Here is a 23400-nt window from a genome sequence, read left to right as displayed (position 1 = left end):
AGGCCTCGGCCCGATACCTATAACGGGACGAGCGTTCCGTCCGCGGCCCGTGAGTGTCGGCGGCTGGAACGATGGGAGCACTTGCAAACAAAGAGGTATTGATGCCCTGGAGCAATCAGAACGGCGGCGGCCCATGGGGCGGCGGCGGTGGTAACAATCAGGGACCCTGGGGGCAGGGACCCAACCGGCCGCGCGGTGGCGGTGGCAATACGCCGCCCGACCTCGAGGATCTTATCCGCCGCGGTCAGGACAGGCTGAAGAACATCGTGCCGGGCGGCTTCAATGGCGGCGTGGTGGTGATCCTGCTTCTCGTGCTCGGTGCATTCTGGGTCATGCAGGCCATCTACACGGTACAGCCGGACGAGCGCGGCGTGGAACTGCGCTTCGGCAAGCCCCAGGAAGAGATCTCGATGCCGGGCCTGCATTTCCACATGTGGCCGTTCGAGACCGTCGAAATCGTCAAGGTGACCGAGCAACAGCAGAATGTCGGCGCCAAGGCGTCGTCTTCGTCGAGCGCCGGCCTGATGCTTTCCGGTGACCAGAACATCGTCAATGTGCAGTTCTCGGTCCTCTTCACGGTCAGCGATCCGAAGGCCTATCTGTTCAACATCGAAAACCCGCCGCAGACGCTGCAGCAGGTCGCCGAAAGCGCCATGCGCGAAGTCGTCGGCCGCCGTCCGGCGCAGGACATCTTCCGCGATGCGCGCCAGCAGATCGCCGCCGACGTGAAGGCGATCATCCAGGGCACCATGGACACCTATGGCGCCGGGATCTCGATCAACGCGGTCGCCATCGAGGATGCGGCTCCGCCGCGCGAAGTGGCCGATGCCTTCGACGAAGTGCAGCGTGCCGAGCAGGATGAAGACAGGTTTGTCGAGGAAGCCAACAAGTATGCCAACCAGCAGCTTGGCCAGGCTCGCGGTCAGGCCGCGCAGATCCGCGAAGAAGCGGCTGCCTACAAGGACCGCGTCGTTAAGGAAGCCCAGGGTGAGGCCCAGCGCTTCGTCGACATCTACGAGGAATACAGCAAGGCGCCGGACGTGACCCGCAAGCGCCTCTATCTCGAAACCATGGAGCAGGTTCTGAAAAACTCCAACAAGGTCATCATCGACGAGAAACAGGGCGTTGTGCCTTATCTGCCGCTCAACGAGATCGGCCGCATGGGCCAGAGCCAGAACCAGACCCAGCAGGGAGGCAATTGATCCATGTCCAATCGCCTTGCCTATATCCTGATCGGCTTTGCCGCCCTTCTGCTTCTCGTCTACTCGTCGGTCTTCGTCGTCAACGAACGGCAGCAGGCAATCGTGGTGCGCTTCGGCCAGATCCAGGCCGTCTACAAGGAGCCGGGCCTCTACTTCAAGCTGCCCTTCGCCTTCGCCGATGCCGACCGTGTCCAGTATGTGGAAGATCAGGCGCTCCGCTTCGATCTCGACAATATCCGCGTGCAGGTCTCGGGCGGCAAGTTCTACGAGGTCGATGCCTTCGTGGTCTACAAGATCACCGATGCCCGCCGTTTCCGCGAGACCGTTTCTGGCGACCGCGATGCCGCCGAAACCCGCCTCACCACCCGTCTCGATGCTTCGTTGCGCCGGGTCTACGGTCTGAGAGGCTTCGAGGCCGCGCTTTCGGATGCCCGCGCCTCGATGATGCAGGAGGTTCGCGACGATCTTCGGGCCGATGCCGAATCGCTCGGCATCACCATCGAGGACGTGCGCATCCGCCGCACCGACCTGACGCAGGAAGTCTCCCAGCAGACCTTCGACCGCATGAAGGCCGAACGTCTGGCGGAAGCCGAACTTATCCGCGCCCGCGGTAACGAGGAAGGCCAGCGGCGCCGTGCAATCGCCGACCGCCAGGTCGTCGAGATCCAGGCGGAAGCACAGCGGGATTCGGAAGTGCTGCGAGGCGAGGGCGATGCGGAACGCAACCGCGTGTTTGCCGAAGCCTTCTCGCGTGACCCGGACTTCTTCGAGTTCTATCGTTCGATGCGGGCCTATAACGGCGCGCTGTCCAGTACCGGCACGACGATGGTCCTTTCGCCCGACTCCGAGTTCTTCCGTTATTTCAACGGAACGACGGCTCCGGCCACGCCAGCGCCGGCGCCTGCCGCCAACAACTGACCGGCACGCCATGTCGGATTTTCTGACGGGCGTGGCGTTCTTTCTCATCATCGAGGGGCTGGTCTATGCACTGGCCCCTCGTTTGCTTGTGAAAATGGCGCGTTTGCTGCCGGATATTCCGGAGGGGCAGTTGCGTCTCTCCGGCCTTGTCGCGATCGCCTGCGGAGTGGGGCTTGTGTGGCTGCTTCGCGGATGACGGGGCGCCCCGGTCTCGCCTGAAATTGATTTAACCTTTCATCATTCCGCCTTATGCTGTCGCCAAAAAGCGATCTCCGAACCGCAAAGGAAGCCTCATGACCGTCGACGCCCGCAAGCGCCATCTTCTCCTTCCAGCATTCCTGGTGGGGACAGCCCTTGCCGTCGGCGCCCTTGCCGCGCCGCGGCCCGTGCTGGCGCAAGGGCCTGAATCCGTTGCCGATCTCGCCGCAGGCCTGCTGGATGCGGTCGTCAACATCTCCACCTCGCAGAGCGTGAAGGAGGAGCGGGACGTGCCGATGCCGAAGCTGCCGGAGGGTTCTCCCTTCCAGGAGCTTTTCGAGGATTTCTTCAAGAATCGCGGCGGCGACGGCGGCAACAACAAGGTCAATTCGCTGGGCTCCGGCTTCGTCATCGATCCGAGCGGCTTCATCGTCACCAACAATCACGTGATCGAGAACGCCGACGATATCGAGGCCATCTTTCCCGATGGCTCCAAGCTCAAGGCCAAGCTGGTCGGCACCGACACGAAAACCGATCTCTCCGTGCTGAAGGTGGAGCCGCCGGCCCCGCTCAAGTCGGTTAAATTCGGTGACTCGCGGACCATGCGCATCGGCGACTGGGTCATGGCGATCGGCAACCCCTTCGGCCTTGGCGGCTCGGTCACCGTCGGCATCATCTCGGCCAGCGGCCGCAACATCAATGCCGGCCCCTACGACAATTTCATCCAGACCGATGCCGCGATCAACAAGGGCAATTCCGGCGGTCCGCTGTTCAACATGAAGGGCGAGGTCATCGGCATCAACACGGCTATCATCTCGCCGAGCGGCGGGTCCATCGGTATCGGTTTCGCGGTTCCGACGGAGCTTGCCGAAAATGTCATCAAGCAGCTGATGGAGTTCGGCGAGACGCGGCGCGGCTGGCTCGGCGTGCGCATCCAGCCGGTGACGGACGAGGTGGCCGAGAGCGTCGGCATCGTTGGCAAGGCCCGAGGCGCCCTCGTCAGCGGCGTCGTCAAGGGCGGGCCGGTCGAAAACGGCCCGATCAAGGTCGGCGACGTGATCGTTGCGTTCAACGGCAAGAAGGTGGCGGACACGCGCGATCTCGTGCGCATCGTTGCAGAGAGCAGCGTCGGGGCGGATGTGGATGTCGTTGTCCTGCGCGACGGTAAGGAAGAGACCCTGAGGGTCAAGCTCGGTCGTCTCGAAGACGAACAGCAGGCCAAGGCCGATGAACCGTCGCAGGAGCCGTCGGATGGCGACGGCGAAAGCGTCACCCCGCCCGACGACGGTGGCGAACCCTCGCCCGACGACGACGGTACGATCGAGGAAGACCAGCAGTCGCCCGCCGATCAAGGCAGTGTCTCCGGGCCGATGTCCGAGGATCTCATCGGGGTTGAACTGGCGCAGCTGGACGACGCTGCCCGCAAAACCTATTCCATCGCCGAAAGTGTCGAAGGCGTCGTTATCACCAAGGTCTTGCCGGGTTCGCAGGCCGAGGGAAAAGGCCTGAAGGTGGGACAGGTGATTGTCGAGGTGGCGCAGGAATTCGTGCAGGTGCCGAAGGATGTCGTCGATATGTTGGCCGCGCTGAAGGGCGAGGGACGCCGTAGCGCGCATCTGATGGTGGCCGACGGCGAGGGCAACCTCAGGCTTGTGGCTGTACCGCTCGAATAGCGTGCGTTCGTTTTTCGACGATGGCGGGCGGCGTTTGCCGATCCGTTCGTTCTTCAGACGGCCTCCTGCGCATCCGCGCGGAGGCCGTTTGTTCCGGTCAAGCCCGCCGGGCTTGCGTCAGGGCGTGACGAAATCCGTCTTTCGGTAGCCCTGCAGGTAGAGGAGCGCGGTGAGGTCGCCGTGATCGATACGGATCTTCGCCTGCGCTGCGACGGCGGGCTTGGCATGGAGCGCCACGCCCGATCCGGCGCGTTCCAGCATGCCGAGATCGTTGGCGCCGTCGCCGACGGCAATTGCGTCGAAAGGATCAATGCCGAGCTTTCGGCTGATGTCCAGCAGGGCGTCAACCTTGGCCTGCTTGCCGAGGATCGGCTCGACGACTTCGCCGACAAGGGCGCCGTCTGCCTCGATCAGGATGTTGGCGCGGTTCTCATGGAAGCCGAGGGCTGCGGCGATGCGCGCGGTGAAGACCGTGAACCCGCCGGAGACCAGAGCGGTGTAGTGACCTTTCGCCTTCATCGTGGCGATCAGTTCCGGTCCGCCGGATGTCAGGGTAATACGCTTGGCGATCACGTCGTCGATCACGGTGACCGGCAAGCCCTTGAGCAGCGCGACCCGTTCGCGAAGGGCGGGTTCGAAGGCGATTTCGCCGTTCATCGCGCGCGCGGTAATCGCCGACACCTTTTCCTTCAGGCCGACCTCGGCGGCCAGTTCGTCGATACATTCCTGGCCGATCATGGTCGAGTCCATGTCGGCGATCAGGAACTTCTTGCGTCTGGTGTCGGCGTCCTGAATGGCGAGATCCACCGGCTGCCCGTCGATAACCGCGCGAATGGCGGCGGTCGCCCCGGAGGCGTCCGTGTCGTCCTTTAGCGCGATATCGCAGGCAATCCCGTCGGCGAGCCAGTAGAGGCCGGAGGCCTTCACGGCTTCCGCGGCCATTTCCGCAACGGCGGGGACGAGAACGGGATTTGACGGATTGGCAATAAGCGTGGCAACGAGGGCCATGATGGAGAACCTTGGAACAGATATCGACGCGATCCTGATAACCGGGCCGACCGCCAGCGGCAAGTCCGCCCTGGCGCTCGATTTCGCAAAGCGTTTCGGCGGGCACGTGGTCAATGCCGACAGCATGCAGGTCTACGATGTTCTGCGGGTGCTGACTGCCCGCCCGTCGAAAGCAGAGATGGAAGGGGTTCCTCACCATCTCTACGGGCATGTGCCCCCCGGCGATGCCTATTCGACCGGCGACTGGCTGCGCGAAACCGGCGCATTGCTGGCCCGGCTGAAGGATCGTGCCGCATTGCCCGTGATCGTTGGTGGGACGGGTCTCTATTTCAAAGCGCTGACCGGCGGGCTTTCGGACATGCCGGCCGTGCCGGAGGAGATACGTGCAACGCTGCGGAATCGATTGTCCACGGAGGGAGCGGAGTCGCTTCACCGCGAGCTCGCCCTGCGCGATCCCGCGGTGGCGGGCCGCCTTAACCCGCAGGACGGGCAGCGGATCGTGCGCGCGCTGGAATTGCTGGAGGCGACCGGGCGTTCGATCGCGGATTTCCAGGGCAAGGCCGGTCCGATGCTGGTCGACCCCGCCCGCGCCCGCAAATTCGTGGTGTTGCCCGACAGGGCGGTGCTGCATGAGCGGATCAACCGGCGCTTCTCCCGCATGTTCGAAGAGGGTGCGGTCGAGGAGGTCGAAGCCCTTCTGGCGCTTGGGCTTTCTCCCGACATGCCGGCAATGAAGGCGATCGGCGTTTCGCACATCGCGGCGATGCTGAGGGGCGAGACTACGAGGCCGGAGGTCGTCGAGACGGCGTCGGCCGCGACCCGGCAATATGCCAAGCGGCAAATGACATGGTTCCGCAACCAGATGGACGAAAGCTGGACGCGGATCGATCCGGCCGTCTTTTCCGCTCAGTCCTTGCGGTAGAGGCTGGAGAGCGGTTTTTTCAGAATGCTCTCGCGCAGCGAACTGCCTTCGCGGCGTAGCGTCCCGCCGCCGAAGGACGGCGGCGAATGGGGTTCCGCCGGTCGCGCGCCGGCGAACGAAGCGGTTTCATCTTCTTCCCGCAGGCGACCGGGCGGCATGTCCTCGCGGTGAAGGAAGGGACGCTCGGCCTGCGGCCTGCCGCCGGGCAGCATGTCCGGCCGATAGGGTTCTATGACCGGTGCGGGGTCGACCGGCCGGGGCGAGGGAGGCTCCACGGTCGGCTGTTGCGTCGAGGGCATCAGCAAGGCCTGGCGGATTTCCTCGAAAGAGGCGTTCGCGTCGAGGCGGGCCGCAGCCCCGAAGTCCTCGTCTTCTGCGATATGGCGAAATTCCTCGACGGCGCCGAAAGCGGTGTTTTCCGGTGCGTTGTCGGAGAACGAGGCGTCGAAGCTCTGCTGAAAAGCCGAGATATCGGGCGCTGCGATGGAACGCATGCGGCTGACGATGGAGCGCAGGTCGACCGTATCGGGGTTATCGTCGCTATGCTTGGCACTGGCGCCGTTGGCCTTGGGCAAACGGTTCGTTTCGACGCGGGAAAACCGCATGCGCATCGGCACCGCGATCGCCTCGCCGAAGGCAATGGCTTCGCCGTTGCCGATAGACGAAATGAAGCTGGTGGTCGAGATCGACGAATCCGGGATCGCCGAGCGGATAATCTCCTGGTCGCGGTCGTTGGTCAGACGCATGGCGAACAGGGTGGAGCACTGCGAAAGGATCGTCTGGTCGAGCTCGCCCGGTCGCTGGGTGATGATGCCGAGCGAAACCCCGTATTTTCGACCTTCCTTGGCGATACGGGCGATGGCCTGCCTGGTGGGGAAGAAGCCGAGGTTCGGATCGGCCGGAATGTATCGATGCGCTTCCTCGCACACGACCAGCATGTGGATCGCACCGTTCGACCACAAGGCGAGCTCGAAGGCCATGCGGCAGAGAACCGAGGCGACCGAGTTGACCACTTCCGAGGGGATGCCTGCAAGCTGGAAGGTGCAGATCGGCCTGTCGTCTCCGGGAATACGGAAGATCTCCGCGATGGTCTCCATGATGGTGTCGCTGATCGTATTGTTGGAGAACATGAAGTGATAGCGCGGATCGTTGATCGCCGACATGATGCGCATCTTCAGCGAGCGCAGGAAGGGCTTGTCGCCACGGCCTTCCAGGCGTCCGATGCGGTCATCGATCAGGGCCAGAAGATCCGCCATGCGGTAGGGAACCGGCGTGTCGGCCGTGATCGAGCTCTTGTCCGAGGCGCGGCGCATCAGGGGGGACTCGCTGCCGCGGAAGGCACGCTTCGCCTCGGGCATGAGGTCGCGCAAAATGTCGAGTTCTTCCGGCACGGGCGGGCGGCCGCGGAACAGAACCTCGGCGAATTCCTCGAGTTTCATCAGCCAGAACGGCAGGTCGAGCGTGTCCGTGTCGATGACAACCGCGTGATCCGGGAAGGCGGCGGCGAATTCGTTGTGCGGATCGAGGATCAGCACACGCAGCTTCGGATCGCTTTCGATCGCCTTGCGAAGAAGCAGGGAAACGGCCGTCGACTTGCCGACGCCCGTCGAGCCGACGACGGCGAAATGCTTCGACAACATGGATGGAATGTGAATGGTCGCATCGATGCTTTCGTCCTGCGTCAGCTTGCCGATGGCGCAGGAGGAGCCCTTGCGGCTGTCATAGATGCGCAGGAGATCGGCGGCGCGTATGCGATGGGCGACCGCTCCGAGATAGGGATAGCGCGAGATGCCGGTCGAGAATTCGTCCTGTCCGTCGAGGCCCTTGTGAACCTCGCCCAGAAGCTCGACCTCGATCAGGAAATAGTTGTCGTCCTGCTCACCCCAGTCACGGGAGCCGGTCTGCATGGAGTAGGCGAGCGCCACGACGCGGTTTTCGCCGACGCTGATCGAGATCAGGCGGCCAACCGACCAGAGTTCCGTGAGGTCGGTGGACCCTTCCGCCGCGATTGCAGCGATGGTTGCGCGCGACCCGTTGCAGGCCACGACGCGCCCGAGCATGCGGTTGCCCGGGTGCATACGGTCGCGGCGATCCTGTTCGCCAGCCCGGCCGGATGTCTTGAGATCGTCGTTACGCAATAGGAAACTCTCCTGCTCGGGAGTGGCAGGATAAACGCCGAGGCTTAACGCTGTGTATATTACAGAAGCCGGATTTTCCCGAAGCGCGATCTTTTCTGTCTTATTTAACGCCTGTTTTTGACATTTGATGCGTTGACGCTTGGCCGATTTATGTTATCACTCGCCTCATGAAAAATTCGCAGGCTCTTATTGTGGTGGGAAAGCGCATGGGCAGGATGGTGTAACCATCCGGCGACAGCCACCCATGCGCTAGATGACAGGCTCCTCAAAGGGGCCTTTTTTTATGGCCAGAACCGGGCTACGGCTCTTTAAAAAAATCCCCAGGCAGATGGAAACAGGCATGACGGGTAAAGACAATCAGATGACCGGCGCGGAAATCGTTCTGCGCGCGCTGAAGGACAACGGCGTTGAACATATCTTCGGCTATCCCGGCGGAGCCGTGCTGCCGATCTACGACGAAATCTTTCAGCAGGACGAGATCCAGCACATTCTCGTCCGCCATGAACAAGGGGCAGGGCATGCCGCCGAAGGCTATGCCCGCTCCACCGGCAAGGTCGGCGTCCTGCTCGTGACGTCCGGTCCCGGCGCCACCAATGCGGTTACCCCGCTGCAGGACGCGCTGATGGATTCGGTCCCGCTCGTCTGCATTTCGGGCCAGGTTCCGACGACGCTGATCGGTTCCGACGCCTTCCAGGAATGCGACACCGTCGGCATCACGCGTCCCTGCACCAAGCACAACTGGCTGGTCAAGGACGTCAACGAGCTTGCCGGCGTCATTCACGAGGCCTTCCGCATTGCGCAAAGCGGCCGTCCCGGTCCGGTTCTGGTCGATGTTCCAAAGGATGTCCAGTTCGCCACCGGCACCTATACGCCTCCTTCCGCGCATGTTGCGCAGAAGAGCTACCAGCCGAAGGTCCAGGGCGACGAGAACGCCATCCGCGCGGCTATCGAGCTGATGGCGCATGCGCGCCGTCCGGTCTTCTACACCGGTGGCGGCGTCGTCAATTCCGGGCCGGAAGCCTCCAAGCTGCTGCGCGAACTGGTCGAACTCACCGATTTCCCGATCACCTCCACCCTGATGGGCCTCGGCGCCTATCCGGCCTCGGGCAAGAACTGGCTCGGAATGCTCGGCATGCACGGTTCCTACGAAGCCAACATGGCCATGCACGATTGTGACGTCATGGTCTGCATAGGCGCGCGCTTCGATGACCGCATTACCGGCAGGCTCAATGCCTTCTCGCCGAATTCGAAGAAGATCCATATCGATATCGATCCGTCTTCGATCAACAAGAACGTTCGCGTCGATGTTCCGATCACCGGCGATGTCGGTCATGTGCTGGAAGACATGGTTCGCCTCTGGCGGGCTTTGCCGAAGAAGCCCGAGGCTGCCCAGACGGCGGAGTGGAAGGACAGCATCGCTCGCTGGAAGGCGCGCCGCTCCTTCGCCTACACGCCGTCGAAGGATGTCATCATGCCGCAATACGCCATCGAGCGGCTCTACCACCTGACGAAGGATCGCGACACCTACATCACCACCGAGGTCGGTCAGCACCAGATGTGGGCCGCCCAGTTCTTCGGCTTCGAGAAGCCGAACCGCTGGATGACCTCGGGCGGTCTCGGCACGATGGGCTACGGCTTCCCGGCGGCGATCGGGGTGCAGATCGCCCATCCGGAAAGCCTCGTCATCGACATTGCCGGCGATGCCTCGATCCAGATGTGCATTCAGGAAATGTCCTGTGCGGTCCAGTATGAAGCGCCGGTCAAGATCTTCATCCTGAACAATCAGTACATGGGCATGGTTCGCCAGTGGCAACAGCTCCTGCATGGCAACCGCCTGTCGAACTCCTACACCGAGGCCATGCCTGATTTCGTCAAGCTCGCCGAGGCCTATGGCGCCGTCGGCCTGCGCTGCGAAAAGCCGGATGAACTCGACGATGCCATCATGGAGATGATTAACGTCAAGAAGCCGGTGATCTTCGATTGCCGCGTCGCCAATCTCGCCAACTGCTTCCCGATGATCCCGTCGGGCAAGGCGCATAACGAGATGCTGTTGCCGGACGAAGCCACCGACGAAGCCGTTGCGACGGCGATCGACGCCAAGGGCCGCCAGCTGGTTTGACGCGAGAGACAGGAACAGAGACATGAACGCACAGCTTCAACCCACCGGCTCGGCCTATTTCATCGCCAAGGAAACCGCAGCCATCGAGAGCCACACGCTATCGGTTCTCGTCGACAACGAACCGGGCGTTCTCGCCCGCGTCATTGGCCTATTCTCCGGTCGCGGCTACAACATCGAAAGCCTGACGGTTTCCGAGACGGAGCACGAGGCGCATCTGTCGCGCATCACCATCGTGACGCGCGGTACGCCGAGCGTATTGGAGCAGATCAAGGCCCAGCTCGAACGCATCGTGCCGGTGCATCGGGTTCTCGATCTGACGGTTCGTGCCCGCGAACTCGGGCAGGAACGTCCGATCGAGCGCGAGGTCGCGCTGGTGAAGGTGGTGTCCTCGGGTGAGATGCGGGCGGAGACGCTGCGTCTTGCCGATGCCTTCCATGCCAAGGTGGTCGATGCGACGGTCGAGCACTTCATCTTCGAGATCACCGGAAAATCCTCGAAGATCGACCAGTTCGTGGCGATCATGAAGCCGCTCGGCCTCAACGAAATCTGCCGCACCGGCATCGCTGCCATGAATCGCGGCTCTCAGGGCATGTGATCGTTTTTCGCTTTCGGGTTAACGAGTGCGGGCGGCTTCGACCGCCCGTTTTCGTTGATGGTTTTCCGACCGTAAGGTGGCGTGCTCAGAACATCGACATCTGCGTCGGGAGCGTTTTTTCCGCCGGTTCTGCAGCGGCTTCCGACTGCTTCGAAGCGCTGTTTGCCGCCTTTCCGGTGTCGCCGCTCTTTGCCCCGTCTGCCTTGACTATGTCTGCTTTGCCGGGTTTATCTGGCTTGTCGGCTGTCGCAACATTGGCTACGCCGAGATCCTGCAGAAAGCCTCTCATTACAGTTTCCAGAATGCCCGGCACAAGGGCGTAGTGAACATACTGCCCCCGCTTTTCCCGTGTTATCAGCCCTGCATTTTCCAGAATGCTCAGGTGTTGCGATATGGAGGGCTTGGCCATATCGAAATGAGAGGCGATTTCGCCAGCCGTCAGGCCGGAGGCGGCGAGGTGTCGGAGGATCGTTCGACGCGGGGGAGCGGCCAGCGCATGGAAGACCTGATGGGCTTGTCTTTCCGCCTTGCCGGCAGAGGTCTTCTTCTTCGTTTCCTTTTTCACCGGGATGCCTGTCTTTTATGGGTGTCGCGTCCTTGGATGTGTAGAATTCCATAATTAGGGAATTTCCTAAATTCCAGAGCGATGTCGACCCGATATTTAGTTTTCCAGCTAAATAAGAAATTCACTCTCCCGCTTGCTGTCGCGGATGGGCTGTCGACCCGCTGCCAAAGGTGAAACGAGAAGCAGGCTCGCGGGAGCCGACCGGCTGGCTTCCGGGTGTGTTTGGGGGCGCCTAAAGCATCGCCAGTGGCACCTTGCGGTCGGGCGGCGGGAAGGCGGCATCGAGTTCGGCCCAGTCCTCGTCGCTGATCTCCAGGTCAACCGCATCGCGGTTTTCCTGCACTCGTCGCAGGTTGGCGGATTTCGGTATGGCGATCACACCGTCGCGTTCGAGCAGGAAGGCAAGCGCCACCTGCGCCGGGGTTGCCTGATAGGTCTTGGCGATGCGGATCAGGTCGGGATGATGAGCGAGGCGGCCCTGTTCAATCGGCGAATAGGCCATGACGGGAATGCCGCGCTGCTGGCACCATGGCAGGAGATCGTATTCGATGCCGCGTCGTCCGAGATTGTAGAGAACCTGATTGGCCGCGCAGTTTCGTCCATCGGGAACGGAGAACAGTTCCTCCATGTCCTCGACGTCGAAGTTCGACACGCCCCAGGCACCGATTGCGCCTTCCTTTTTCAGGTGCTCGAAGGCGGCGACGGTTTCTGCGAGCGGGTATTCGCCGCGCCAGTGCAGCAGATAGAGATCGAGGCGGTCGGTTCCGAGCCTGTCGAGGCTTGCCCGGCAGGCGGCGATGGTCTTCTCGTAGCCCGCGTTCCAGGGATAGACCTTGCTCACGAGGAAGACCTCGTCGCGGCGGTCCTCCAGCGCCTTGCCGACCACCTTTTCCGCTCCGCCTTCGCCATACATCTCCGCCGTGTCGATGAGGGTCATGCCGAGGTCGAGCCCGAGCCGAAGGCTGTCGATTTCCTCCGCCGCCCGTGCCCTTGCTTCTCCCATCTTCCATGTGCCGAGGCCGAGCGCCGGAACGTCGAGACCGGAGGGAAGAACTACCGTTGGAATCTGGTCGTGCATCGAAGCTCCTCTCGTGAACACGTCCTTCAGATTAGCGCTGCCGCCGCCCGTTTCAATCCCGACGTCATCCGGTACGGCAGTTGTGGCGGGGGCCGTTTCGGGCAAAGGGAGCGAAAGTCGTCGGCGCTGCCGGCCGCTCCTTGAGGATTGCCATGATGACAATTCTTCGATGGCCGGCCAGTCCGGCTGTGACTATGGTGGCGCCTCTTGCAGGAAAGGGCGGGAAACCTCGCGGTTTCCGGGCGAAACCCACTCCGGCATTTCAGGCAGATCGGGAGGCTCATCTTGGATACCGCGACACTTTCGGCTCTGGTCGGCTTTGCCTTTGCCACGTCGATCACTCCTGGACCGAACAACATGATGCTGTTTGCCTCCGGCGTGAACTTCGGCTTCCGGCGCACCATCCCGCATATGCTCGGCATCGGCGTCGGCTTTCTCTCGCTGCTGATCGGCGTTGGGCTCGGGCTTGGAGCGCTGCTGGCGACCATTCCGCTGCTTTATACCGGTCTCAAGATCGCGGGCGGGCTCTATCTCATCTATATCGCCTGGAAGATCGGTACGTCGCGGACGCTGAGCGACGGCGAAACGGCGGCGCGGCCGATGACCTTTCTCGGCGCGGCCGCCTTCCAGTGGGTCAACCCCAAGGCATGGGTCATGGCGGTGACGGCGATGTCGGTCTATATTGATGCCGAAAACTATTTCTGGAGCGTCATGATCGTCGGGCTGGTTTTCGCTGCCGTGAACGTGCCGAGCGTTTCGACCTGGGCGGGTTTCGGTTCGGTGCTGCGGGAGTGGCTGTCGGTGCCGGTCCGGCTGAAATGGTTCAACATCACCATGGCGGTGCTGCTCGTGGCAAGCCTGTGGCCGATGCTAAAATAGTGCAATGTCCGGTTTCGTCAGCATCAGCCAGAGAATGCCAATGACGGAGAAGAAGGCCGGAAAGCCGCAGGCGAACCAGATCCGGTAGAGCCTTTGAAAGACCGGCGGCAGGGTGGTTCCCTCCGAGGCGGCGGCGCGGGCGAGATTTCTGAGCCTGATCTGGATCCAGACGACCGGCAGCCAGAATATGCCGGTCAACACATAGAGGGCGAGCGACAGTACGATCCATCCCTCCGTCATGGGCCAGCCGATGGCTCTTGCCAGCAGATAGCCGGTCAAGGGCTGCAGAATGACCGCTGTCGCGGTAAACAGCGTATCGGCGATGACGACCGTTCCGGCGACATGGGCAATCAGCCGTGCGTCCTGCGTTTTCACCGCCATCACCATGAAAAAGGCAATGCCGGCGCCTGTGCCGAATAGGACGGTGGCACCGATCACATGGACGAGGCGCAGCAGTTCTTCGACCGGCATCAACGTTCGTCCAGAATGGCCAGCGCAGCCAGCGTCAGGAATATGGATGGCACGACCTTGACCAGCGGCCCGAGCGGATCGAGCCAGAGAGAGGGCTCCACCAGCGTGGCAGCGGCGAGATAGGCCATTGTGACGGCAAGCATGCCCAGAAGCGCGGATCGGGCAAAAGGCCGCACGAGCACGGCAAGGCCGAGGACGATATCGAGCAGACAGGTTGCGAGCGTTGCGGCGATTGCCATCCCCTGCGGCAACAGGGGAAGGAAATGTGCGGCGGCCGCATCGAGGCGGAAAAGCGGTATCGTGCCAGACAACAGCCAGAAGAACGACAGGGCGAGAATGGCCGGCGCTTTCAGCAGATAGAGCCTTGCGAACCAGAGATCCTGCACGCCTGCGGGATTGCGGCGGAGCGTTTCAGCGAGCGACGCCAGCGGAAAAGGCGCGCCGGTGCCGGGACCGCTGAGAACGCCCTCTGTCATGACCGTCATGGCCGTGGAGCGCAGCGGCGAACGCCAGCCCAGTTTTCCGGCGAGATCGGCGAGGAGGCTGATTGGCCGGGCAATCCAGGCTGGCAGATTAATGACTGGAGTGGCTGGCAGGCCGAGCCAGGCACGATGGGCAGCCACGACCTCGCCAAGCGACAATTGGCCGGATGCGGCGAGATCGATATCGCTGCCGCTTTCAATCTTGCCAGCGACTGCAAGGGCGACCGCCTCGGCGACGTCGTCGAGGGCGACCGTCTCGACCGGGCTTGCGGCGTGGACGAGAGGCAGGACGAGGGGCAGCGCGGCGAGCGCGCGCACCAGCGCCGTGCCGCCATGGGCGTTTCGTCCCACGACGAGGGCAGGGCGCAGGATGACATGATCGAGGCCGGAGGCGGCAAGCGCACGATCGGCCCGGGCTTTCGTCGCGAGGAAGGGCAGGCTGCCCGCCGCGCCTTCGACACGGGCGGAAATCTGCACGATCCTGCGGCCGCCGGCTTCGTTCGCCGCTTGATACAACGCCAGCATGGCTCTTTCCTGAGTGGCGGCCAGATCGTCGCGAAGGCCGTCCTGCAGGGCGCCGGCGCAATTGACGATTACCTGATGCCCCTGCACGAGGTCGTGCCAGCCGGATGCGTTTTCGAACTGTGCAAGATCCGCCGATTTCCATCGGATGTTGGGATGCTGGCGGTTGACGCGGCCGACAGATCGTCCAAGTGCGGTGATACGGTGTCCTTCGGCTTCAAGCCGAAGTGCCACCGCCAAGCCGATGAAGCCGTTGCCGCCGAGAATCAGGATGTCCATGGGGCGAGGATAGCCGACGGGCTGCGAAAGGACAGGGGCGGCTCTTCCCATTGGGGTTGTTGCGTGCGGGGAAATCGTACTGCGATGAGATCGCTGCCTTGCCTGTCAGCGCTCTTTGGTCGATGCTGCGCCGACGAGCGGTATCGGGGATCTCCTTTCTCTCCACCGATCTCATGAGGTAGTATCCATAGTGCACAACGATCATCGCGACCACCATTCCCATTCCGATGGCCATGACGGTCATGACCATCATCACGACAATCACTATTCCGATATGCAGGCGCGGGTTCGTGCGCTGGAAACCCTGCTGACGCAAAAGGGCCTGATCGATCCGGCGGCCATCGATGCGATCGTCGAGACCTATGAGACCAAGGTGGGACCGAGAAACGGCGCCCATGTGGTGGCCAAGGCCTGGAGCGAACCTGCCTTTGCGGAATGGTTGAAGGCGGATGCGACCGCGGCGATCGCGAGCCTCGGTTATACGGGTCGGCAGGGCGAACACATGCGAGCGGTGGCCAATACGCCTGATACGCATAACATGGTCGTCTGCACGCTCTGCTCCTGCTATCCGTGGGCGGTGCTCGGGCTGCCGCCGGTGTGGTACAAGGCGCCGGCCTATCGCTCGCGCGCGGTCATCAATCCTCGCGCGGTGCTGGAGGAGTTCGGCGTGACGCTCAATGCCGACAAGAAGATCCGTGTTTGGGATTCGACTGCGGAACTGCGCTATCTCGTGATTCCGGAACGTCCCGCCGGTACGGAAGGGATGGACGAGGCGGCACTCGCGGCTCTCGTCACGCGGGATTCGATGATCGGTACCGGCCTCGCACTTTCGCCGGAGGCAGCACGATGAACGGCCCGCACGATCTCGGCGGACAGATGGGCTTCGGGCCTGTTGCGCCGGAGAAGGACGAGCCGATCTTCCATGCCGAATGGGAAAAGCGCGCGCTTGGCCTGACGCTTTGCTGCGGTGCCTTCGGCGCATGGTCGATTGATGAAAGCCGTCATGCGAGGGAGAACATCCCGCCAGCGGACTATCTTTCCGCAAGCTACTATGAGATCTGGATTCGTGCGTTGGACACGCTTCTCGAACGGCATGGTTTTGCAACGCGCGAGGAGCTTTTCTCCGGGCGGGACATCGGCCAGGGCGCCGTGCCAAAGCGTATTCTGAAGGCCGATATGGTGCCCGGCGTTCTGGCGCGGGGCGGTCCCTGCGACCGACCGGTGCATCGCGAGCCGCGGTTCTCTGTTGGGGATCGTGTCCGTACCCGGAATTTCAATCCGGAAACCCATACCCGGTTACCCCGCTACGCTCGCGCCAGGGCGGGCGTTATCGAGGCTGTGCAGGGCAGCTATGTCTTTCCCGACGACAATGCCCATGGCCGGGGCGAGAACCCGGAATGGGTCTACACCGTCGTCTTCGACGCCGGCGAAATCTGGGGTGAGGGCGCCGATCCGTCGCTGACGGTGTCGATCGATGCCTGGGAGAGCTATCTTGACGAGGTGTGATGTTTCCTCGCCGCTCAGGCGGTCGCCGGGCCTGCCGAAATCGTCGGAAGGCGATCCCGTCTTTGCGGAGCCCTGGAACGCGCAGGCCTTTGCCATAACCGTGCATCTTTACGAGCGCGGCCTTTTTTCCTGGGGCGAATGGGCCGAGGCTTTGTCTGCCGAACTGCATAAGCCAGACCGCGCGGAAGACGGTTCAGACTATTTCGACGGCTGGGTGGCGGCGTTGACCGGGCTTCTGGTTTCGAAGGGGCTTGCGGACGCCGAAACGGTGCTTGCCCTGCAGGAAAGCTGGAAGCGGGCAGCCGAGGCGACGCCGCATGGCAGTCCGATCCTGCTCGAAAACGACCCCTTGCGGGCCTGAGTGGCGGTCAACGAACGGGCTTCTGGTCGAGCGGAAACATGCCGAAATAAGGTTCGGCCTCCCGCAGTACCCGAGCGACCGACGCTCTCTCCTTCAGCCGCAGGAAATAGGCACTGAGCCGGGGAGAATCCTCGCCGAGCGGGCAGATCGTGTCGGCGTAAAACAGCGCGGGTACGGCGGAGCAGTCGGCCAGCGTGAAGTCCGGGCCGATGGCCCAGCCGGTTTGCGGCCAACGCTCCTCCATGAAGGCGTAGGCGGTGCGGATATCCTTCTTCGCCTGTTCGACCCCGAATGCATCACGGCTGCCCGCTGGGCGAAGGGCATCCAGCACCACTTTCTGCATAGGCAGTTGCAGCATGTCGTCGAACAGCCGATCCCACATGCGCGTCCGCCAGGCGAGGTCCGGATTGCGCGGCACCATAGGGGTCGCCGGATTGGCGAAGCTGTCGAGATAATCAATGACGGTAGCAGATTCGGCGACTGTCGCCTGCCGGGCCTCATCGACCAGCACCGGGAACCTCAAGGGCGGCCAAACCTGCCTGAAAGCCTCGCGCGATGCCTCATCGCTGAGATCGACGACTACGGGTTCGAATGGGAGGTCGTTCTCGTAAAGTGCGATCAGCACCTTATGGCAGAAAGAGGCCAAAGGATGGAAGTAGAGCTTCATCGCCATCCGTGTTCTCCTGCAGGACGTATCATGAATGTATCAGGTGTCGAACTGACGATAGCATTCATCGGCGATTTGCTGCATCCTCTCACGCGGGATTTCTCCCGTCACCGCATAACCCACAGGTCCGTCAATCCAGTAGAAGGTCTCAAGGCCGCCGTCGCTCGCATAGCGGAAGCTGGTTTCGCGGTTATCCTCGTTGCGGCCGATCAGCACCGTGATCCTTTCGCCGGAGGTATCCTCGTACATCAGCATGGCGCCGGCCTTGCCGCTGACCGGCACCAGCCTGCCGCCGACGAGTTTCAGGCCGACAGCCGAAAGGTCGGGTATGCGCATCGAGTAGCCCAGGCGCTTGCCGAGCCAGGCCGCCAGATGCTCTTCCTGGTCCGCGCCAACCTCGACGGGATGACGGACATCGCTTGCATAGATCAGGAAAGCCGAACGCGCCTGGTCCTGAAGACTGGCGGTCTCCGTGACCGCCGGTACCGGCTCGTTGCGAAAGAGCGTCGGGGCGATCTGGCCGGATGCGAGGCCGGCGGCAAAAAGCAGGACGGATGCGGCAAGGCGCATCATGACCGTTCCGGTGGCAAAATGCGGGCCGCTGGTGGAGCCGTGGCGGGCAAGCAGGGACCGGTCTGACTCGTCATGCCGCTCGTAGTCCCGGAAGAGATCGCGGATGCCGGCATTCTGCCTCTGCCAGTCGGCGACCATGGAGGCCTTCTCGGGATGGGTGTCAAGCCAGACCTCCACCTTCGCGCGCCGTTCCTCGTCCAGAAGACCGTCGACATAGGCGTGCAGATCGCTGTCATCCACGGGGGGGAGAGTTTGCGTCATTTCGGTCTCCGCATGGCAATGATGTTCTTTTCGGCAAGCGCGTCGCGCAGGCGCTGGCGCGCGCGGGAGAGGCGCGACATCACCGTGCCGATCGGCAGTTCAAGGATTTCCGCGACTTCGTGGTAGGCGTAGCCCTCGACGACAACCAGCATGAGCACGGCCCTTTGTTCGTCCGGCAATCCGTTCAGCGCGGCATGCAGCCGCCGGCGTTCGAGGGGATCGTCGGGCGTCGCAGGCGCGGGGAGATCCGCCGCCGCCTCCAGATCGACGGCCGAATGGCGGCGGGCGTGGCGGCCGCTGTTGCGGTGCAGGTTGGTCATGATCGCGTAGATCCACGCCTTCAGATTGATTCCGCGCCAGTTGGCGCGCCTTGCAAGGGCGGCCTCGACGCAGTCCTGAAACAGGTCCTCGCCTTCGGCATCGGAGCGTGTAAGGCTGCGGGAGTAGCGACGCAAGGCGGGCAGAAGGGCCAGCATATCGCTTTCGAAACGGCCGGGACCGGAGGAGAATTCCCCCGGTCCGCCGTCGCGATCGCCCTTGGCTTGCTTGTTAGGGCCTTGACTGTCAGGGCCTTGCGGCATGCCAGATCCCTTTCACGCCATCACCGGTCATATCGCCTTGCTTCATGTCCTTGACGAAGAGGTAGAGGGGCATGCCGTTCAGCGCCCATTGCTTCTTGCCGTCCTTGCGTGTCACGAGCGAGTATGCGCCTTCCGCCGTGGCGCTTGAAGCGGCAAGATAGGGTGGCCAGTTGGCGGCGCAGGCGTCGTAACAGCTGGACTCGCCCTTCTTGTCGTTGTCGAAGGTATAGAGCGTCATGCCTTTTTCGTCGGCAAGCACTTTGCCGCCAGAGGTCTCGACGGACATGAAAGGTTGGGCCAGTGCCGGTCCGGCAAGGGCGATGAGAGCGACGGAAAGGAGCAAACGGGCTTTCATGGGACTTCCTCCGAATGTTGCGGGCGGACACCGTCATGGTTCCGCCTGAGAGTTAGACACCGCAGCCGGTCATTTTATTCCCTCGTCTCCGCCGATTTTCTCCGGCCGCGGATTTGTCTCCGTTGTTTCCGCACTGTTCACGCTTTGCTTGCCTTTTCCGAGCGAATCCTGACAAGTCGGTCCATGCAGTTCGCACCTCAACAGGATGAAGCCCTGAAAGCCGTTTCCAAATGGCTGAAGGAGGGCAGACAGCCGGTTTTTCGCCTTTTCGGCTATGCCGGCACGGGCAAGACGACGCTTGCCCGATATTTTGCCGAGCATGTCGAGGGCGACGTCCTGTTCGCCGCCTTCACGGGCAAGGCGGCGCAGGTGCTGCGCTCGCGCGGGGCTTCGAACGCCAAGACCATTCACTCGCTGATCTATCGTCCACGGGGCGAGGAGGCTGTCGAGGACGAGGAGACGGGCAAGACGTCCATCGCGCCGATGTTCTCGATCAACCGGCAGAGCCCGGTTGCCAAGGCGGCGCTGATCGTGATCGACGAGTGCTCGATGGTGGACGAACAATTGGGCAAGGACCTGATGAGCTTCGGAACCCCCATTCTGGTTCTCGGCGATCCCGGACAGTTGCCGCCGGTCTCGGGCGGCGGCTTCTTCACCGAGCAGGAGCCCGATTATCTGCTCACGGATATCCACCGTCAGGCGCGGGACAATCCGATCATCCAGCTTGCGATGCAGGTGCGCGAAGGCAAGGAGATCATGCATGGCGATTATGGCACCGCCCGGGTGATTTCCCGCAACGATGTCACACAGGAACTGGTGCTGGGCGCGGACCAGGTGCTGGTCGGCACCAACAAGACGCGGCGCCGCTATAACAAGCGCCTGCGGGAGCTCAAGGGTTTCACGGTCGACTATCCGCAGGCGGGCGACAAGCTGGTGTGTCTGCGCAACGATCAGGTCAAGGGTCTTCTGAACGGTTCGCTCTGGCAGGTGATGACCTCATCGCGGGAGACGGTGAAGCCCGGCATCAACCTGCTGATCCGGCCGGAAGACGACGACATGGATCGCGGGGCGGCCAAGATCAAGCTGTTGAAGGCCGCGTTCGAGGATATCGAGGGGGAAATCCCCTGGTCGACCCGGAAGCGCTACGACGAGTTCGACTACGGCTATGCGCTCACCGTGCACAAGGCACAGGGCTCGCAATGGAACGATGTCGTCCTGTTCGACGAGAGCTGGGCGTTCCGCGATACCCGCGAGCGCTGGCTCTATACCGCAGTCACCCGCGCCGCGGAGACGCTGACCATCGTCCGGTAAGCGTCGTTTTTCGCAAAAGCGTCACGGGTTCGTGCGCAGCGAGGCGAGCGTGGCCATCATCGCCATCGGCTCCTTGCCGGAGGCCGACGCGATATCCGAGAGTTTTTTGCCCGCGTCGGCAGCGCTGTAGCCCTTTTCCTTCAATGAGGCGACAAGGCTTTCCTCGGTATGGCCGAGCAGGGGAGCCACTTGTGCGGGCGTTCCGCCGGCGACGATGCCTGCCATCGCAATGGCCGGATTGCCGCCGGTGCCGCTTGCCGTCCCGGTGATGGCCGGCCATGCAAAGACGAGGCCGGAGACAAGACAGAGGCCGAGCGCGACCGTCATGGGGAGACGTTTGAAATACATCATGAATGGCCGCCAGTTCTTCCACATGTGCAGAACGAAGGGCAGGATGAGCACCATGCTCAACCATTCATGCATCTCGCGGAACGCGGCCGTGCCGACATGGAAGAAGAGAGCGATGCCGGAGACAAGGGAGACGAGGAAAAAACCGGTGATGAAGGGCGTTGCGTAACGGGACAGGAAGGTAGGCATTTTCGTAAGCTCACTCATTGTTTGAACAGTCTCTGGCTACCTCCTGCGAGAACGTAAGTCCCGTTAAATTCCGGTAGGAATTGACCGTCGACAAATCCTGGACGATTTGCCGCTTTATCGGTGCCGTGAACCTGTGGTGCATGCCGGCGGTTTTTGGCAAAGCGGCCAGGGATTGTGGCCGGCGGCTAACCGACGAGGCCGAGCAGGACTGCCTTTGCGACAGCCTGAAACCTGTTGCTGGCGTCAAATTTGCGGATGATCTCCTCCTCGACGGCGTTGATTTCGCCGGCGCTCATGTCGAGCGCGCGGGCCAGCCGCAACGACGCATAGCCTTCCGCCATCAGTTCGAGGCAGCGGCGTTCCAGGTCGGTCAGCCCGATGCGCTGGGCCTGCTGCACGCGCGCATTTCGCGCCTCGTCCCTGTCTTGCGCCAGTAGCCGGGTAATCTGCTGCATCTGGTGATGGGTGGTAGAGAGAATGGCGGTCAATTCCCGCTGTCGGGCCAGCAGTGCTTCGGCGAATAGTGCGTCGCTCTCTTCCCGGGAGCGGGCGTTCTCCAGCGCCTGCATGAGATCTTTTATCGCCGCGACCGGCATGCCGACGTCCCGGCAGGCGGTAATCACCGCCATGCGGGCGATATCCCCGCGGCTGTAGACACGCATCAGGCCGACGCGTCCCGCCTTGATGAGACCCTTCTCCTCGTAGAAATGCAGGGTGCGGTGGGTGACGCCGAAGAGGGTCGCCATCTCCGCTATGGCAACCGGCTCTTCCGGCAGGGGCGCCGGCAGCTCGACCCCCGGCAGAAAAATCGTGTCCGATGTGATGCCGGCTCTTGCTTCGCCAGCCGCTTGCCGATGGTGCAACCCTTCCGCCATGACCTCCCCCTGTCCAGCGTTCCTGTCGTTCCTCTCAGTGCATTTTCCGTCCGTCCCTCGTGCCGCCCACGCACGGCAATAAATACGCGAGAGGGACGCCGTGCCCCCCTCGCCACATTCAAAAAGTTGTCTTTCGGGCGATGTAAAACTTCAGATTAATCCTTGGCCGGGCCTTTTGCAAACCGCGTAACAAGGCAAGGGCCGGTCGGGGTGATGTCACCCCTGCCGCACGGTCCGGCCGGTATCCGCCGTAAGCGCAATGAGATCCGAAAGCTCGTTGACGAAATGGGTCAAAGGATAGGGATGAACAAGCCGCTGCTGCTGGCGCGTCGCCTCCAGGAAGGCGTCATCGGAATTGTCGAGTTGGTAAAGGTAGGTCGCCTCTATGCAGTCCATCAGCACCGATGAGATCCCCCGGCAACGGCAAAAGTGGTAGAGCTGCCCGGTCAGTGACAGGCTCTCGGTGCAGAAGTGATTGGCGAAGAGGGCGATCTGCCGGCTTGAACCCGTCTCGCCTGCACTGCGCGAGTGGCTGATGACCAGCTTGCCCGACTGACGATGCCGCAGGCTTGCCGTGAGCGGAGCCGCGCCTTCCTCGGAGCCGATCTCGATGGCGAAATCGAGTGCCTCGTCGTTACGGTCGCCCGCCTCGCGGCAATCCAGCTCCACACCCCGGAAATGCCTGGCGGACATGCGCACCGCATTCGCGAAGATCCGGGTTCGCCAGTCGGAACCGTCGATCGGCGTGACGGCGATGCGTGGCAGGCCATAGGCGGATTGTGCGGCGTTCACGGAGCTTGACGTCTGCGGCATCAGGGGAAGCGATATCATTTCCGGCCAGCTTGCCGCGGGCTTGTCCGCAGCGAAGCGGCGGCTTTCGACCGGAGCCCTTTCGTAGATCGGGACATAGCAGCCAAGCGGGATGCGGATGCGCAACGGTTCGTGGCGTCCCTCGTCGGCGTAATACTGATTGAGCAAGCGGCGCAGCTTTCCCGCCTGAACCCGCACAAGAGGATCGGCGCCCGGATCGAAGGATTCGTCCCGGGAAAAGACATCGATGCCGATCGTATATCCCTTCAATTGATGGGCGAGCCCAAGCTGCTCCATCTCTACGACGAACTTCAGGAATGCTCGCAGGCGTTCGGAGCGGGCAAAGGTCTGGCTGCCGAGAATCGCCTGGAGCGCAAGCTTCACGCTGTCGCTGTCTATGCGCCGATCCTCACTCATCGTTTCTCCATGGTGTCGTATTGTGCAAGAGCAGCATTGTGCAAGAACCGAGCCATCGTGTATGTCGCTGTCCGGGTGGAACCAAAGCCCTTTGGAA

The 23400-nt window shown here is 62.4% G+C and carries 25 protein-coding genes; 12 read left to right on the top strand and 13 right to left on the bottom strand.

All coding sequences use genetic code 11. The features are described 5' to 3' along the window. Positions 1-101 precede the first annotated feature (101 nt). The 4 genes from hflK to J5N58_RS01615 all read left to right on the top strand — a co-directional run bounded on the left by hflK (position 102) and on the right by J5N58_RS01615 (position 3991). Positions 102-1202: an FtsH protease activity modulator HflK gene (gene hflK, locus J5N58_RS01630; protein ID WP_113437562.1), complete on the top strand. Its 1101-nt coding sequence runs from the start codon at positions 102-104 to the stop codon at positions 1200-1202. 3 nt (positions 1203-1205) lie between these two features. After that, a complete protein-coding gene (gene hflC / locus J5N58_RS01625; protein WP_112828069.1) occupies positions 1206-2120 on the top strand; it encodes a protease modulator HflC in 915 nt (304 codons plus the stop codon). 10 nt (positions 2121-2130) lie between these two features. Next, complete coding sequence (locus tag J5N58_RS01620; protein ID WP_112828070.1) at positions 2131-2316, top strand: DUF2065 domain-containing protein; 186 nt, start codon at positions 2131-2133, stop codon at positions 2314-2316. 97 nt (positions 2317-2413) lie between these two features. Next, positions 2414-3991: a Do family serine endopeptidase gene (locus J5N58_RS01615; protein WP_113424938.1), complete on the top strand. Its 1578-nt coding sequence runs from the start codon at positions 2414-2416 to the stop codon at positions 3989-3991. A gap of 117 nt (positions 3992-4108) precedes the next feature. Here the strand turns inward: J5N58_RS01615 and serB are convergent, their stop codons facing one another. Next, positions 4109-4999, bottom strand: a complete 891-nt coding sequence (gene serB / locus J5N58_RS01610; protein ID WP_244709344.1) for a phosphoserine phosphatase SerB — start codon at positions 4997-4999, stop codon at positions 4109-4111. Here serB and miaA point away from each other — a divergent pair. Continuing rightward, entirely contained in the window at positions 4998-5921 is a 924-nt protein-coding gene (gene miaA / locus J5N58_RS01605) for a tRNA (adenosine(37)-N6)-dimethylallyltransferase MiaA (RefSeq protein ID WP_244709342.1), read from the top strand. The two genes, serB and miaA, sit on opposite strands and share 2 nt — an antisense overlap. Here miaA and J5N58_RS01600 read toward each other — a convergent pair. Beyond that, a complete protein-coding gene (locus J5N58_RS01600) occupies positions 5906-8059 on the bottom strand; it encodes an ATP-binding protein (protein WP_113443495.1) in 2154 nt (717 codons plus the stop codon). The genes miaA and J5N58_RS01600 overlap by 16 nt on opposite strands. Before the next feature lie 340 nt (positions 8060-8399). On the opposite strand from J5N58_RS01600, the gene J5N58_RS01595 reads away from it, so the two are divergent. Together J5N58_RS01595 and ilvN are read left to right on the top strand one after the other, a co-directional pair. Further along, positions 8400-10178 carry an acetolactate synthase 3 large subunit gene (locus J5N58_RS01595; protein WP_113443494.1) on the top strand — a complete coding sequence of 593 codons (1779 nt, stop codon included), beginning with the start codon at positions 8400-8402 and terminating at the stop codon, positions 10176-10178. Positions 10179-10200: 22 nt separating this feature from the next. Next, positions 10201-10773 (top strand): acetolactate synthase small subunit, encoded by a 573-nt coding sequence (gene ilvN, locus J5N58_RS01590; RefSeq protein ID WP_113443493.1) that lies wholly within the window; start codon positions 10201-10203, stop codon positions 10771-10773. 85 nt (positions 10774-10858) lie between these two features. On the opposite strand, the gene J5N58_RS26015 is transcribed toward ilvN, so the two are convergent. Both J5N58_RS26015 and J5N58_RS01580 read right to left on the bottom strand, forming a co-directional pair. Continuing rightward, entirely contained in the window at positions 10859-11338 is a 480-nt protein-coding gene (locus J5N58_RS26015; RefSeq protein WP_342345972.1) for a metalloregulator ArsR/SmtB family transcription factor, read from the bottom strand. A 232-nt stretch (positions 11339-11570) separates the two neighbouring features. Next, positions 11571-12416 (bottom strand): aldo/keto reductase, encoded by an 846-nt coding sequence (locus tag J5N58_RS01580; protein ID WP_112828078.1) that lies wholly within the window; start codon positions 12414-12416, stop codon positions 11571-11573. Between the two features lie 285 nt (positions 12417-12701). On the opposite strand from J5N58_RS01580, the gene J5N58_RS01575 reads away from it, so the two are divergent. Further along, positions 12702-13295 carry a LysE family translocator gene (locus J5N58_RS01575; RefSeq protein ID WP_112828079.1) on the top strand — a complete coding sequence of 198 codons (594 nt, stop codon included), beginning with the start codon at positions 12702-12704 and terminating at the stop codon, positions 13293-13295. On the opposite strand, the gene J5N58_RS01570 is transcribed toward J5N58_RS01575, so the two are convergent. Together J5N58_RS01570 and J5N58_RS01565 are read right to left on the bottom strand one after the other, a co-directional pair. Then, a complete protein-coding gene (locus tag J5N58_RS01570) occupies positions 13287-13766 on the bottom strand; it encodes a DUF2269 family protein (protein ID WP_113424933.1) in 480 nt (159 codons plus the stop codon). The two genes, J5N58_RS01575 and J5N58_RS01570, sit on opposite strands and share 9 nt — an antisense overlap. Continuing rightward, the gene (locus J5N58_RS01565) at positions 13766-15049 is read right to left on the bottom strand and encodes an SDR family oxidoreductase (RefSeq protein WP_112828251.1); all 1284 of its coding nucleotides are present in this window, start codon (positions 15047-15049) and stop codon (positions 13766-13768) included. Before J5N58_RS01565 ends, J5N58_RS01570 begins: the two co-directional genes overlap by 1 nt. A gap of 190 nt (positions 15050-15239) precedes the next feature. Here J5N58_RS01565 and nthA point away from each other — a divergent pair, with 190 nt between their 5' ends. The 3 genes from nthA to J5N58_RS01550 are packed head-to-tail and all read left to right on the top strand — an operon-like array spanning position 15240 to position 16916. Further along, positions 15240-15899 carry a nitrile hydratase subunit alpha gene (gene nthA, locus J5N58_RS01560; RefSeq protein WP_244709340.1) on the top strand — a complete coding sequence of 220 codons (660 nt, stop codon included), beginning with the start codon at positions 15240-15242 and terminating at the stop codon, positions 15897-15899. Then, entirely contained in the window at positions 15896-16555 is a 660-nt protein-coding gene (gene nthB / locus J5N58_RS01555) for a nitrile hydratase subunit beta (RefSeq protein WP_112828081.1), read from the top strand. The genes nthA and nthB overlap by 4 nt, the downstream gene beginning before the upstream one ends. Continuing rightward, positions 16542-16916: a nitrile hydratase accessory protein gene (locus J5N58_RS01550; protein WP_112828082.1), complete on the top strand. Its 375-nt coding sequence runs from the start codon at positions 16542-16544 to the stop codon at positions 16914-16916. The genes nthB and J5N58_RS01550 overlap by 14 nt, the downstream gene beginning before the upstream one ends. A gap of 7 nt (positions 16917-16923) precedes the next feature. Here the strand turns inward: J5N58_RS01550 and J5N58_RS01545 are convergent, their stop codons facing one another. The 4 genes from J5N58_RS01545 to J5N58_RS01530 are packed head-to-tail and all read right to left on the bottom strand — an operon-like array spanning position 16924 to position 19353. Next, positions 16924-17589 (bottom strand): glutathione S-transferase family protein, encoded by a 666-nt coding sequence (locus J5N58_RS01545; protein ID WP_244709337.1) that lies wholly within the window; start codon positions 17587-17589, stop codon positions 16924-16926. A gap of 33 nt (positions 17590-17622) precedes the next feature. Then, the gene (locus J5N58_RS01540; protein ID WP_244709335.1) at positions 17623-18417 is read right to left on the bottom strand and encodes an anti-sigma factor family protein; all 795 of its coding nucleotides are present in this window, start codon (positions 18415-18417) and stop codon (positions 17623-17625) included. Beyond that, positions 18414-18998 (bottom strand): RNA polymerase sigma factor, encoded by a 585-nt coding sequence (locus J5N58_RS01535; RefSeq protein ID WP_425314440.1) that lies wholly within the window; start codon positions 18996-18998, stop codon positions 18414-18416. The genes J5N58_RS01540 and J5N58_RS01535 overlap by 4 nt, the downstream gene beginning before the upstream one ends. After that, complete coding sequence (locus J5N58_RS01530) at positions 18982-19353, bottom strand: COG4315 family predicted lipoprotein (RefSeq protein WP_112828086.1); 372 nt, start codon at positions 19351-19353, stop codon at positions 18982-18984. The genes J5N58_RS01535 and J5N58_RS01530 overlap by 17 nt, the downstream gene beginning before the upstream one ends. Before the next feature lie 183 nt (positions 19354-19536). On the opposite strand from J5N58_RS01530, the gene J5N58_RS01525 reads away from it, so the two are divergent. After that, positions 19537-20664, top strand: a complete 1128-nt coding sequence (locus J5N58_RS01525) for an ATP-dependent DNA helicase (protein ID WP_112828087.1) — start codon at positions 19537-19539, stop codon at positions 20662-20664. Positions 20665-20685: 21 nt separating this feature from the next. Here the strand turns inward: J5N58_RS01525 and J5N58_RS01520 are convergent, their stop codons facing one another. From J5N58_RS01520 to J5N58_RS01510, 3 genes are all read right to left on the bottom strand, one after another. Further along, positions 20686-21219 carry a DUF4405 domain-containing protein gene (locus J5N58_RS01520; RefSeq protein ID WP_244709333.1) on the bottom strand — a complete coding sequence of 178 codons (534 nt, stop codon included), beginning with the start codon at positions 21217-21219 and terminating at the stop codon, positions 20686-20688. 167 nt (positions 21220-21386) lie between these two features. Continuing rightward, a complete protein-coding gene (locus J5N58_RS01515) occupies positions 21387-22076 on the bottom strand; it encodes a MerR family transcriptional regulator (protein ID WP_244709331.1) in 690 nt (229 codons plus the stop codon). A gap of 216 nt (positions 22077-22292) precedes the next feature. Beyond that, a complete protein-coding gene (locus J5N58_RS01510; protein WP_244709329.1) occupies positions 22293-23303 on the bottom strand; it encodes a hypothetical protein in 1011 nt (336 codons plus the stop codon). Positions 23304-23400 lie beyond the last annotated feature (97 nt).

Source organism: Paenirhizobium cremeum (assembly GCF_022884085.1).
Classification (GTDB): Bacteria; Pseudomonadota; Alphaproteobacteria; order Rhizobiales; family Rhizobiaceae; genus Allorhizobium; species Allorhizobium cremeum.
Note: the sequence above shows the minus strand (reverse complement) of the source record. Positions and strands in the feature narration are given on the sequence as shown.

Bases quoted from the DNA above. Each gene is read 5' to 3' on its own strand.
- hflK (WP_113437562.1), top strand. From the start codon at position 102: ATGCCCTGGAGCAATCAGAACGGCGGCGGCCCATGGGGCGGCGGCGGT.
- hflC (WP_112828069.1), top strand. From the start codon at position 1,206: ATGTCCAATCGCCTTGCCTATATCCTGATCGGCTTTGCCGCCCTTCTG.
- J5N58_RS01620 (WP_112828070.1), top strand. From the start codon at position 2,131: ATGTCGGATTTTCTGACGGGCGTGGCGTTCTTTCTCATCATCGAGGGG.
- J5N58_RS01615 (WP_113424938.1), top strand. From the start codon at position 2,414: ATGACCGTCGACGCCCGCAAGCGCCATCTTCTCCTTCCAGCATTCCTG.
- miaA (WP_244709342.1), top strand. From the start codon at position 4,998: ATGATGGAGAACCTTGGAACAGATATCGACGCGATCCTGATAACCGGG.
- serB (WP_244709344.1), bottom strand. From the start codon at position 4,999: ATGGCCCTCGTTGCCACGCTTATTGCCAATCCGTCAAATCCCGTTCTC.
- J5N58_RS01595 (WP_113443494.1), top strand. From the start codon at position 8,400: ATGACGGGTAAAGACAATCAGATGACCGGCGCGGAAATCGTTCTGCGC.
- ilvN (WP_113443493.1), top strand. From the start codon at position 10,201: ATGAACGCACAGCTTCAACCCACCGGCTCGGCCTATTTCATCGCCAAG.
- J5N58_RS01580 (WP_112828078.1), bottom strand. From the start codon at position 12,416: ATGCACGACCAGATTCCAACGGTAGTTCTTCCCTCCGGTCTCGACGTT.
- J5N58_RS01570 (WP_113424933.1), bottom strand. From the start codon at position 13,766: ATGCCGGTCGAAGAACTGCTGCGCCTCGTCCATGTGATCGGTGCCACC.
- J5N58_RS01565 (WP_112828251.1), bottom strand. From the start codon at position 15,049: ATGGACATCCTGATTCTCGGCGGCAACGGCTTCATCGGCTTGGCGGTG.
- nthB (WP_112828081.1), top strand. From the start codon at position 15,896: ATGAACGGCCCGCACGATCTCGGCGGACAGATGGGCTTCGGGCCTGTT.
- J5N58_RS01545 (WP_244709337.1), bottom strand. From the start codon at position 17,589: ATGGCGATGAAGCTCTACTTCCATCCTTTGGCCTCTTTCTGCCATAAG.
- J5N58_RS01540 (WP_244709335.1), bottom strand. From the start codon at position 18,417: ATGACGCAAACTCTCCCCCCCGTGGATGACAGCGATCTGCACGCCTAT.
- J5N58_RS01535 (WP_425314440.1), bottom strand. From the start codon at position 18,998: ATGCCGCAAGGCCCTGACAGTCAAGGCCCTAACAAGCAAGCCAAGGGC.
- J5N58_RS01530 (WP_112828086.1), bottom strand. From the start codon at position 19,353: ATGAAAGCCCGTTTGCTCCTTTCCGTCGCTCTCATCGCCCTTGCCGGA.
- J5N58_RS01525 (WP_112828087.1), top strand. From the start codon at position 19,537: ATGCAGTTCGCACCTCAACAGGATGAAGCCCTGAAAGCCGTTTCCAAA.
- J5N58_RS01520 (WP_244709333.1), bottom strand. From the start codon at position 21,219: ATGAGTGAGCTTACGAAAATGCCTACCTTCCTGTCCCGTTACGCAACG.
- J5N58_RS01515 (WP_244709331.1), bottom strand. From the start codon at position 22,076: ATGGCGGAAGGGTTGCACCATCGGCAAGCGGCTGGCGAAGCAAGAGCC.
- J5N58_RS01510 (WP_244709329.1), bottom strand. From the start codon at position 23,303: ATGAGTGAGGATCGGCGCATAGACAGCGACAGCGTGAAGCTTGCGCTC.